Source organism: Solibacillus sp. CAU 1738 (genome assembly GCF_039888725.1).
Taxonomy (GTDB): Bacteria; Bacillota; Bacilli; order Bacillales_A; family Planococcaceae; genus Metasolibacillus.
The window spans coordinates 446,823-457,834 of record NZ_JBDQQN010000001.1 but is presented as its reverse complement, the minus strand read 5'-3'; the positions used below and the strand labels follow the sequence as shown (position 1 = coordinate 457,834).

At 38.2% G+C, this 11,012-nt stretch carries 11 protein-coding genes; all 11 read right to left on the bottom strand.

Features of this window, described 5'->3' with window-relative positions:
* Positions 1 to 33 precede the first annotated feature (33 nt).
* The 11 genes from AAFN87_RS02240 to AAFN87_RS02190 all read right to left on the bottom strand — a co-directional run bounded on the left by AAFN87_RS02240 (position 34) and on the right by AAFN87_RS02190 (position 11,012).
* Positions 34 to 996 carry a TAXI family TRAP transporter solute-binding subunit gene (locus AAFN87_RS02240; RefSeq protein WP_347789358.1) on the bottom strand — a complete coding sequence of 321 codons (963 nt, stop codon included), beginning with the start codon at positions 994 to 996 and terminating at the stop codon, positions 34 to 36.
* Between the two features lie 11 nt (positions 997 to 1,007).
* Complete coding sequence (locus AAFN87_RS02235) at positions 1,008 to 1,814, bottom strand: enoyl-CoA hydratase/isomerase family protein (RefSeq protein WP_347789357.1); 807 nt, start codon at positions 1,812 to 1,814, stop codon at positions 1,008 to 1,010.
* Positions 1,815 to 2,888: an acyl-CoA dehydrogenase family protein gene (locus AAFN87_RS02230; RefSeq protein ID WP_347789356.1), complete on the bottom strand. Its 1,074-nt coding sequence runs from the start codon at positions 2,886 to 2,888 to the stop codon at positions 1,815 to 1,817. It abuts the gene before it with no gap.
* On the bottom strand, positions 2,885 to 4,030 hold the full coding sequence (locus AAFN87_RS02225; RefSeq protein WP_347789355.1) for an acyl-CoA dehydrogenase family protein: 1,146 nt from the start codon (positions 4,028 to 4,030) through the stop codon (positions 2,885 to 2,887). Before AAFN87_RS02225 ends, AAFN87_RS02230 begins: the two co-directional genes overlap by 4 nt.
* A gap of 248 nt (positions 4,031 to 4,278) precedes the next feature.
* On the bottom strand, positions 4,279 to 5,055 hold the full coding sequence (gene recO, locus AAFN87_RS02220) for a DNA repair protein RecO (RefSeq protein ID WP_347789354.1): 777 nt from the start codon (positions 5,053 to 5,055) through the stop codon (positions 4,279 to 4,281).
* Between the two features lie 379 nt (positions 5,056 to 5,434).
* Positions 5,435 to 6,352 carry a GTPase Era gene (gene era, locus AAFN87_RS02215; protein ID WP_347789353.1) on the bottom strand — a complete coding sequence of 306 codons (918 nt, stop codon included), beginning with the start codon at positions 6,350 to 6,352 and terminating at the stop codon, positions 5,435 to 5,437.
* Complete coding sequence (locus AAFN87_RS02210) at positions 6,336 to 6,746, bottom strand: cytidine deaminase (protein ID WP_481886430.1); 411 nt, start codon at positions 6,744 to 6,746, stop codon at positions 6,336 to 6,338. Before AAFN87_RS02210 ends, era begins: the two co-directional genes overlap by 17 nt.
* 31 nt (positions 6,747 to 6,777) lie before the next feature.
* Positions 6,778 to 7,128 (bottom strand): diacylglycerol kinase family protein, encoded by a 351-nt coding sequence (locus AAFN87_RS02205; RefSeq protein ID WP_347789352.1) that lies wholly within the window; start codon positions 7,126 to 7,128, stop codon positions 6,778 to 6,780.
* The gene (gene ybeY, locus AAFN87_RS02200) at positions 7,115 to 7,603 is read right to left on the bottom strand and encodes an rRNA maturation RNase YbeY (RefSeq protein WP_347789351.1); all 489 of its coding nucleotides are present in this window, start codon (positions 7,601 to 7,603) and stop codon (positions 7,115 to 7,117) included. The genes AAFN87_RS02205 and ybeY overlap by 14 nt, the downstream gene beginning before the upstream one ends.
* Before the next feature lie 17 nt (positions 7,604 to 7,620).
* Positions 7,621 to 9,783, bottom strand: coding sequence for an HD family phosphohydrolase (locus AAFN87_RS02195; RefSeq protein ID WP_347789350.1), 2,163 nt, complete (start codon positions 9,781 to 9,783; stop codon positions 7,621 to 7,623).
* Positions 9,784 to 10,052: 269 nt separating this feature from the next.
* Positions 10,053 to 11,012 carry a PhoH family protein gene (locus AAFN87_RS02190; protein WP_347789349.1) on the bottom strand — a complete coding sequence of 320 codons (960 nt, stop codon included), beginning with the start codon at positions 11,010 to 11,012 and terminating at the stop codon, positions 10,053 to 10,055.

The window sequence follows — 11,012 nt, the reverse complement described above, 5'->3', positions numbered from 1 at the left end:
GGACACACCCCCTACAAATATCTAAAAAACAAATTATTTTAAGAAACCTTTTTCTTTATAATATTTCTCGGCACCTGGATGAATAGGAATACCCGCCGTACCTTCAACCGCTACTGCTGGATCGAATTGGCTTGCAATCGAATGACCTTGTTCTATTTCTTCTAAACTTTCCCATAATATTTTCGTTAATTCATACACAGTTTCGTCAGATAGGCCTGCATCAACTACGATAGCGCTATATTGTCCTACTGTAATAATTGGTTCTGTTTGCTTATCGTATGTGTTTGCCTTAATTTCATATTTAAAATTCCATGGGTATTGTTTAGTCATCTTTTCAATCGCTTCATCAGAAAAATTCAGCACTTTTGAATCAAATGTAGTAATTAACTCCGTTGTTGCAGCAGATGGAACACCTGAATAAATGTTTACTACATCGACTTGGCCATTACGAATTAAATCTACTGCTTCAGTAAAGCCTACATAGTTTGCTTTTACAGTACTTTTATCAACACCATGAGCGTCTAATACTAAGTTAGACTCGATTTCAGTTGCACTACCTGCAGCTCCGTATACAAATGACTTACCCGCAATATCTTCAATTGAATTTACTTTTCCATTATTTAATGTTACAAAATGGCTAACATTCGGATATAGGTTACCTAAAATACGAACGTCACTATATGCTTTTTCATTAAAAGAATTTTCACCATTATACGCTTCATAGGCAATATTTACTGTTGTAAACCCAATATTCGCTTCCCCTTTTTGCATTAACTTTAAGTTTTCAACACTTCCATTTGACGCTTGAGAAGTAACGCGCTGATCAAGTTCATTTCCCCAAATTGTAGATAAAACTGCGCCAAGGGAATAAAATACCCCCGTCGTTGTCCCTGTAGTAAAAATCAAGTTTTCTTCTGCTTCATTTTTAGTGCAACCTACTAAAACAAATACTAATACGGCAATTAGTGAAACAAATTGAATTCGACGTTTAGACATTCTAATTCCCCCTACTTAAAGTTCGGTTTTCTCTTTTCTACGACAGCTTGCACACCTTCTTTGAAATCTGGTAATTCTGTTACGAGTCCCATTTTGGAGGATATATAATCAAGTGATGAGCGTAAAGACATCGTTTGACTTTGGTAAACTGCTCGTTTAATCAACTGGATTGTTGTAGCTGGACCACTCGCAAGTTTTTTCGCATAGTCCAATGTGAACTGCTCTAGCTCCTCATCTGGCACAACAAATGTTACTAAACCTGCTTCCTTTGCTTCTACTGCATTTAATACGCGTGCAGTCCATAGCATATCTAGTGCCTTGTCGATGCCTACTAGCTTCGGTAAAAAGTAAGCAGCTCCGTCCCCTGGTACAATGCCTACATTTATATAACTTTCTGAGAACTTAGTAGATTCTGCAACAATACGAATATCGCACATTAAGGCCATATCGAGTCCTGCGCCAAATGCAAATCCATGAACTTGTGCGATGACTGGTTTATCAATTTCCTCTAGTAATAATGGTACACGCTGCACGCGCTTCCATAACGAATTCTTCCTAGCTAAGCCTGTAGACGTAACATCTTCAGTACTTTCAAAAAATCCTTTGCCTGCTGCCATTGCTTTAATATCTCCGCCGGCACAAAAGCATTTGCCATTGCCTTTCACAATAACGGCGCGAATTTCATCTGAATCCCGGACTGTTTCAAGTGCTTGAATCCAGTTCAGCATCATTTCTTCACTAAATGCATTCATACTATCAGGTCGATTTAATGTAATCGTCGCAATTCCGTCCTTTATGTCGAAAAGTAAATCTGCCATTTAAATCCCTCCAATTTGTGTTTCGTACATCTGTTTTGGTTGTGTCATTAACGTCCATAAATCCATGTCTGACTGTAACAACGTTTGTGCCATTTGTTTTTTCCAGTAAAGCGATGTATAGCCTTCATCACGCCATGCCCAAAGTCGTCTCGTATATTGGTGCAAGCTATGTTCATGTGTAACGCCAATTGCCGCATGTACTTGATGAGCAGAAGTCGCAACGATTTTACTTGATTCATCAATACGCAAACGCGCAAATGCAACTTCGTTTTGCTCGCGACCTTCAGCCAATGCAGTTATCATATTATCAACCGATGCATCCGTTAATACTGCTTCTCCCGCCAATACGGCAATATGCTGCTGTACGAGTTGGAAGCGATGAATTGGACGTCCAAATTGTTCGCGTTCTTTTGAATAACGAATTGTTAATTCGTATGCTTTGTCAATTGCTCCAGCCATTGTTGCAACAGTAGCTGCTGTTAAAAGCTTTAAAATTTGTGTAAGTTGCTGAACATCTATTACGGCCTGCTCTAATACTTGCACTTGCTCGAACACTACCTTATCTCGCGGTTCTGCTGCTAGATTACTTTGCGGTGTAATACTACTAGTACGCGCAAACGATAGCTTGACAATGTGTAATCCTTGGCCATTTTTCGCTAGCGTAACAAGCTCTTGTACATGCCTTGCCCAAGGAACATTATAAAGCTCACCACTTACTGAATCGGCTTGTAATGTTAGCGTTTGCATTTCATCAATTAGTACTGTAATTTTATTTGTTGACGGTGTTAAACCTACTTTTTCTAGTATGACGTTTGCTAATGTGTGCTCAACAAACGGAACAGGTACTGCATATTTTCCAACTAGTTTATACAGTGAAAATAAATCATCCAAATCGCCGCCTGCACCGCCATACTGTTCAGCTACTGCAACATTTAACATTTCATTGTCTTGTAAAATCCCCCATACATCTGATACCCACTTGCCGTCTTCTAGTAAATCGACCGTTTCCTTTTCAACATGATTTTTAAACATCTTTTCAACTACTTCAAAAATCATTTCCTTCATTTCACTCATCCAGCGACAACCCCTTTCGCTACAATTCCGTATAACACTTCTGATGTACCGCCACGAATTGTAAAACCTGGAGAATGTAAAATCGATTCAGCCATGTATCGGTCTAGCTTCCGTTCCGCATCTAGTCGTGGGAAGGTTTGCACAAGTAGCCGTGCGACTTCAGGTATTTTTTGTTCGAATTTTGTACCAATACTTTTAACGAGTGCGGCTGGAATGGCTACTTCTCCGCCTTCTTCCAGTACTTTTGCCACACCAATTGATAAATTACGTAAGCTCCACATTTCTGCAATAAGCTTAGATGCTTCAGCTAACCCCGCTACATCACCGCCTTCTTTCAGCTCTGCAACTAATTCATTTAATAACGGGAAGGTACTTAAAATACGCTCTGGGCCACTACGTTCAAAGGCAAGCTCTGCTAATCCTTGTGCCCAGCCATTGCCTAATGTACCGACTACCATACTATCTGGTACAAAGACATTTTCGAAAAACACATCATTGAAATGACGTTCACCTGTTAAGTATTTTATTGGTGTAATTGATACCCCTTCTGCGTGGAGATCAATAATAAGCTGGCTTAAACCTTTATGTTTTTTCTCACCATCGAACGGCTCTGTGCGTACAAGTGTGACCATGTAATGTGCATCATGTGCGTTACTCGTCCATGTCTTCGCCCCATTCACAACCCAGCCTCCATCAACTTTCTCAGCACGTGTACTAACTGATGCTAAATCAGATCCACTATTTGGTTCACTCAAACCGATGCCAAAGAAGCACTCGCCTTTCGTGATTTTAGGTAAGAAAAATTGTCTTTGTTCTTCTGTACCAAAACGTAGCAATAGCGGACCTGTTTGACGATCTGCAAACCAATGTGCGGCAACTGGTGCTCCAGCTGCTAAAAATTCCTCGGTTAAAATATATCGGTCAATTGTACTGCGTTCTGCTCCACCATACTCTTTTGGCCATGTCATACCAATCCAGCCTTGTTCAGCAATTAATTTTGAAAATGACGGATCACAGCCACTTAACCATGAATCACATTTCGCTTTAAATGGTCCTTGGTTCATATGGCTTTGTAAAAATGTTCTTACTTCTATTCGGAATTTTTCTTGTTCTTCCGTAAACTGCACTGTCGGAATTTTCATTTCCCCATCCCCCTTTTACGCAATTGCGGTAATCGATATTGTATATGTGTAATTTTACGCGTGGCATTTTTAATTGTCAAACTATTTTAAACATTTTTATACAATTTTTTTTACAGAATTTAAGTTTATTAGAGAATTTAATTGCTTATTAGACAATTATTGAACATCGAGTTTAGGAGAGGCTTAGCTTAATTTGTTATTTTAATATAAAAAATCTCCCTATTAGTTCACACTAATAAGGAGATTTGCTATTCTTCAGTATTTACTTTTTTTGGTAGCATTTCTGGTGTTCTTTCCAATTGCTCAATAAATGACCTAGATTTTAATCGGAGGCCAGTTTGTTCCTCATATATTGTTGTCACTATTTTTTTAATAAAGCTTTTCGTTTGCTGCTTTAAGTCTAGCTTGCCGACTTGATCAATCGGCATCATATAAAACATCCGAATAAGTTTAAGCTGTGTTGGCGATAAACGTATTATATAGGCATCATGATGGAAACAGCGATGACATAAAAATCCACCTTGTGAAAATGAAAATGCAAATTCGCCTTCCGCTGCCCCACAGCTAGTACAACCATGCAAAACTGGTTGAACACCCGTAAACGGTAGCATCTTCCAATCAACAAATAATGCAATTGCTTCTGGGTCATACCCTTCATCAATTGCAGTGAGCGCTTGTTGCAATACTTCAAATGCAAACGGTTGTGGCTCTCCTTCCTCAACTAAACGATCGACTAACTCAACAATATAGCTCGCATAGGCAGTTGCCATAATATCTGTTTGCACCGTCCGCATTGCATTAAAATGCTCGCCTTGCTGCAATGTCCCCATGCCACTCGTTCGTTGCACTAAATAGGAACCGTACATAAATGGCTGCGTAACACCTGCTAATCGACTTGTCGGCTTTTTTGCACCGCGCGCCATAACTGCTACTTTGCCTGCCTCTCGTGTCAAAAGGGTCACAATTTTATTCGATTCTCCGTAAGCACGCGCTTTTAACACAATGCCTTCCCATTTATGAAGCATAAAGGCACATCCTTTTTGGCTAATATGAATCTATTATACACAAGAAAAGCGGATTCGCGCGCGTTTAGCTGCGACAAGCGCTGGAGATAGGCTACTAACGTGTTTGCCACGCGCAGACACCTTTTCGAAGCGACCTCGAGCAACTGGCGCGATTCCCTAGACAATCTTTCAAATCCTAAAGTTAAGACTTTTTTATTCTTTAAGTAAAGCATTTTAACGCTAATTTTTTTGTGACAAGCGCCGAGAGAATACAGCAGTGCCATCAACAATGTGGCACAAATGCTTCTACATACTGTTAATTCCAAAAGCCTATACATTCTTATCTTTAAAAAAAGGCAGCTACATGAATGTAGCTACCTTAGATTAGTGGACTTTTGATTTAGTATTCGTCTTCACGGAAACCGAAATCGCGTAAATGTGTAGATTTATTGCGCCAGTCCTTTTGCACTTTTACCCATAGCTCTAAATATACTTTTGAGCCGAGTAGCATTTCGATATCTTTACGGGCAAGCGTACCTACTTCTTTAAGTAGTGCACCGCGTTTACCTATTACAATACCTTTTTGTGAATCGCGCTCAACCATAATTGTTGCTTGTACACGAATCATATCTTCGCGTTCTTCATCGCGTTTAATTTTATCAATAACAACAGCAATTGAATGAGGAATTTCCTCACGCGTTAAATGTAATACCTTTTCACGAATTAACTCTGAAATAATAAAGCGTTCCGGGTGATCCGTTACTTGATCTGCCGGATAATATTGTGGTCCTTCTGGTAAGTACTTATCAATTGTAGCGAGTAAGTTTTCAACATTATTGCCTTGTAATGCTGAAATCGGAATAATTTCCGCGAACTCAAATTTATCTTTATAAGACTCGATAATTCCGATTAATTCATCAGGGTGCACTTGGTCAATTTTATTAATGACTAAAAAGACTGGCGTTTTATTGCCTTCAAGCATCTCAATAATAAACTCATCGCCCTTACCGATTTTTTGCTCAGCATTCACCATAAACATAATGACATCGACTTCACGCAAAGTGTTTTTCGACACTTTAAGCATGAACTCACCTAATTTATGTTTTGGTTTATGAATACCCGGTGTATCGATGAAAATCATTTGTGAGTTATCTTGTGTTAAAACACCTTGGACTTTATTCCGTGTTGTTTGCGGCTTATCGGACATAATCGCAATTTTTTGTCCGATAACACGGTTTAAAAACGTCGACTTTCCTACATTTGGTCGACCAATAATCGAGATAAATCCCGATTTAAAACCATTACTTACTTGCTGCATATTCTAAATCCCCCGGTGTGAATGCACCCGGCAACAACTCACCAACTGTTGTTTCCTGTACATCACCTTTTAAATTTGTTAAATAAACCGGCATATCCGGCGAGCAAAATTCGCTCATTACTTGGCGACATGCCCCACATGGCGCGCAAGGTTTATCAGTATCTGCTACGACTGCAATAGCCTTAAATTTCGTGACACCTTCTGATACTGCTTTAAAAAATGCCGTACGCTCTGCACAATTAGTCATACTATACCCTGCATTCTCAATGTTACATCCATGATACACTGTTCCGTCTTCTGCTAAAAGTGCTGCACCAACAGGGAACTTTGAGTAAGGTACATATGCCTTTTGTCGTGCGATTTTCGATTGTTCTAATAATGAATTTTTATCCATTACATGAACCTCCTTTTCAATATACTTCCTTTTAAAACCACTTCGGAATAAAAATGAGTAATCCGATTATAACACTGCTTACGGCAAATACAAGTACCGCACCTGCTGCAATGTCTTTTGCGTCTTTGGCAAGTGGATGAATTTCTGGTGATGCTAAGTCGACTACACGCTCAATAGCTGTGTTCATCATCTCAGCTCCAATCACAAGTGATATGACTATAATAAGTATGAGCCATTCCATTATAGTAAGCCCTGTCAATAATCCTGCAATAATGACGATGACCGCACTTAGAAAATGAAAACGGAAATTTTGTTCTTTTGCAGCAGTAAAAATTCCTTGCATTGCAAAATTAAAAGAACGAAAAAATTTACGAACGTCCATTGTCATCACGATCTAAGCCAAATGATGCTAATATAACATCCTGCTTGCCGAACATTTCCTTTTCATCTGCTTCATTCATATGATCATATCCTAATAAATGTAGAAATCCGTGTACTGCTAAAAAGCCTAGCTCTCTTTCAAAAGAATGACCGTATTCTTCTGCCTGCTCTTTTGTACGGTCTGTAGAAATGATAATATCGCCTAATACTCGTGGAATGCCTTCTCCTATGATTTGAACTTCTCCCTCGCCTAATTCTTCAAGTGCAAAGGAAATAACATCTGTTGGTTGATCTTTATCACGATATTCACGGTTAATTTCATGAATTGCTTCGTTTGTAACGAATGTAATTGATACTTCGCTTCCTTCTTCTATATTCTCTACTTTTGCGGCGTGTTGTAGTAGCTTTTCTACAAGCTCAATATGCCCTTCTTGTACTTCATTTGTTTCATCTAAAAAATCAATATTTAATAACATACAAAAACCTCCTATGCTCATTTCGGGTATTCAATACGAGAATGGAACGTCCCATTGAGCGTTTCACATAATACATTTTCAATAACTTTTAATTCTTTCAATGAAATATCACATTCATCAAATTGATCATCTTGCACTCGATCTTGAATAATTGCCTGTACAAGCTTTTGAATTTTCTCTGCTGTTGGTTCTTTCATTGAACGCGTAGCTGCTTCCACACTATCCGCAATACTTATGACGGCTGCTACTTTCGATTGTGGCTTTGGACCTGGATAGCGAAAAGCCGACTCATCTATATTATTCCCCTCTTCTTTCGCTTTGTATAAGAAGAATTTCAATAAACTTGTCCCGTGGTGTTGTAGTGCAATATCGATAATTTCTTGCGGCATTTTATGTTTACGTAACAATTCAGCCCCGTCTGTCGTATGTGCAATAATAATATCAGCACTCGATTTAGGCGGTAAAGAGTCATGAGGATTGATACCCGACATTTGGTTTTCAATGAAAAATGCTGGCCTTCTTGTTTTTCCAACGTCATGATAATAGCATCCTACACGCGCAAGAAGTCCGTCAGCACCAATAGCTTCACAAGCGGCTTCAGCTAAGTTCGCGACCATAATACTATGGTGATACGTTCCAGGTGTTTCCGTTAATATCTTTTTCAGTAACGGATGATTTGGATTAGATAACTCAATTAAACGCATCGTTGATAGTAATCCAAAAGCAGATTCAAAGAATGGTAATAAGCCCATTGTTAATGCCCCTGAAAGTAAAGCCGATACTATGCCTGCCGTAATATAGAAGCCAATTTCGGCTATTCCATATCCTGATTGAGACATGAGTAAATAAAATGTAATAAATAAAATATTGATGATCGTTAAAATACCGCAAGCGTGTAATAAATACGCTCTTTTTTCTATACTACGCATGAAAAATAACGTTGCAAAGCCACCAAAAATAATGTAAAGCGCGATATCCATTTGTAATACAGCAGCATAGCCACTATGGAAAATCACACCTGCAGAAGCAGCTGTCATAATTGTTACGACCGATGCCGCCTTGTCATTAGCCAGCAGACGCACTAGCATAGTTGCAAGTGCAGACGGGAATAAATAAGCGATCATAACATCAAAATTGTCTGCTACTAAACTCATTAATTTCATAATAGTAATTGAAATAGTATAAACAATAGTTGTTACGAGTAGCGCACTACGTCGTTTTGACAACTCCATTTTTGAACGATCAAATAAAATATACATAAAGGACATTTGTAATAAAATTAGTATAGCAAGTCCGATAATTGGTTTTATTGACGATTTTGTATTTAATAAACCTAAAAGCTCTAGTTGACGGTAGACTTCTCGGCTAATGAGCTCGCCTTCTTGTACAATTATTTGCCCTTGTAATATACGAGTTGGTTCAACTGCTTCACGTGCTTGCTGTTTACGCAATTCAGTTTTTTCTTCATTTAGCACTTCCGTTTCAACAATTGCGGCGCGCCCAATAGCAATAGACGTGTTTAGAAGCGACTCAGCAATTGCTGGGTGCTGACGAATTTTGCTTTCAAATTCATTTCTTAAGGTCGGAACTTGTTCTTTACGAATAGGCTTTTCTAAGTTTACTTTCACTAAATTTGCTAAACTATCACGGGTGTTTAGTAGTGATGTTTCATCTGCTGTTAGTAATGCATCGAGCTGAACATCAGTAAGAACAAGTCCCGATTGTGTTTTTAGTATATCTTTTAGTTTTGTTCTTAATAGCTCAATTTGTTTCTCCTTTGATGGTAGTACTTTTAATGGTAGAACATCTCTTTCATCATTTTCTTTTTCTTTTTCTTTTTCTTTTTTTTCAGCTATATCATTTCGAACATCTAAAGCAATGTCAAAGATAGATGTTACAAGTGCTGAACGATGATTTGCTACTTCACTATTAAAAACGTATATTTCATCAACTGCTTTTTCAGCATTGTCGCGCTCTTGCTCTGTTTTCTCAGTATCTTCAATTGTTTTTACTGAGCGAATTGTTTCAGGTGCAAGTTGCAATAATTGTATATCATATGTAATACCTCGAACGTTGCCAACCATAAAGAGAAATTGGACAATCGCTGTTAAGAGGAGGACAATTATTAAAAAGTATCGGAAATTAATTAATTCGATTAATTTTTTCAGTTGGTTATTCATCATACACCTCCATATATTCCTACTACTAGTTTACCAATTTATTAATATAATTTCATGAAATAGAATCATATTTTTTGACCAATTATGACGAATGACTTTTCGAAAAATTTTAAAGAGGCTGTACAGAAAGAAATCTTTTCTGTACAGCCTTTCTATTTGGTAATAAGTATTCACTAAAAACCATTGTTCCTGCTGTGATCACATCAAAATAGCACCATCCTCGTTGCAAAGGAGGCGCCCCAAAATAACTTTTCGGACGCCCCCTTATACTACAATTCTTGATCTGAATATGCTTGGATTACTTTTGCTACAAGTGGATGTCTAACGACGTCACCTTGCTCTAGTATTTGGAAGTGAATATCCTTAACGTATTTCAGTGTACGTTCTGCAATTATGAGACCTGACTCTGTGTTTTTTGGTAAGTCAATTTGTGTCTTATCTCCAGTAATCACCATTTTCGAGCCAAAACCTAAGCGCGTTAAAAACATTTTCATTTGTTGATGTGTTGTGTTTTGTGCTTCATCTAAAATCACGAATGCATCATCTAATGTTCGTCCACGCATATAAGCAAGTGGTGCAATTTCTATTGTACCGCGCTCAATTAGTCGTTGCGTTTGTTCCTGGCCATAAATATCATGGAGAGCATCATATAATGGGCGTAAATACGGATCCACCTTTTCTTTTAAATCACCTGGTAAAAACCCTAGTGACTCCCCTGCTTCTACTGCAGGACGTGTTAAAATAATTCGTTTTACATGACCATTTTTTAAAGCTTGCGTTGCCATTACTACAGCTAAATACGTTTTACCAGTACCAGCTGGACCAATCCCAAAAATTAGGTCTTTATGACGAATCGCCTTTATGTACTCACGTTGCCCGATTGTTTTTGCCCGAATCGGCTTTCCTTTCGTGTTACGTGCGATTTCCTCATCATAAAGCTCAGCAAAATATTCAATCGTTCCTTTATGAGACATTTCAATTGCAGTTGCTACATCACGTTGGTCGATATTAATACCCTTACGAATAACTTGCAAAAGTGAATGCAATACACGTTTTGCTTGCTCTTTTTTCGTAGGGTCTTGACCACCAATTTGAATGAGTTCGCCTCGAGTAATAACTTGTACTTCAAATGTTTCTTCAATTAATTTAATATTCGCATCTGACATCCCGAGCAGCATTACAGCTTCATTTGGATTATCAACTTGCAATTCTGACATATTATCTGACAT

Coding starts and splice junctions, on each gene's coding strand:
- AAFN87_RS02240 (WP_347789358.1), bottom strand. CDS start 996: ATGTCTAAACGTCGAATTCAATTTGTTTCACTAATTGCCGTATTAGTA.
- AAFN87_RS02235 (WP_347789357.1), bottom strand. CDS start 1,814: ATGGCAGATTTACTTTTCGACATAAAGGACGGAATTGCGACGATTACA.
- AAFN87_RS02230 (WP_347789356.1), bottom strand. CDS start 2,888: ATGAGTGAAATGAAGGAAATGATTTTTGAAGTAGTTGAAAAGATGTTT.
- AAFN87_RS02225 (WP_347789355.1), bottom strand. CDS start 4,030: ATGAAAATTCCGACAGTGCAGTTTACGGAAGAACAAGAAAAATTCCGA.
- recO (WP_347789354.1), bottom strand. CDS start 5,055: ATGCTTCATAAATGGGAAGGCATTGTGTTAAAAGCGCGTGCTTACGGA.
- era (WP_347789353.1), bottom strand. CDS start 6,352: ATGCAGCAAGTAAGTAATGGTTTTAAATCGGGATTTATCTCGATTATT.
- AAFN87_RS02210 (WP_481886430.1), bottom strand. CDS start 6,746: ATGGATAAAAATTCATTATTAGAACAATCGAAAATCGCACGACAAAAG.
- AAFN87_RS02205 (WP_347789352.1), bottom strand. CDS start 7,128: ATGGACGTTCGTAAATTTTTTCGTTCTTTTAATTTTGCAATGCAAGGA.
- ybeY (WP_347789351.1), bottom strand. CDS start 7,603: ATGTTATTAAATATTGATTTTTTAGATGAAACAAATGAAGTACAAGAA.
- AAFN87_RS02195 (WP_347789350.1), bottom strand. CDS start 9,783: ATGAATAACCAACTGAAAAAATTAATCGAATTAATTAATTTCCGATAC.
- AAFN87_RS02190 (WP_347789349.1), bottom strand. CDS start 11,012: ATGTCAGATAATATGTCAGAATTGCAAGTTGATAATCCAAATGAAGCT.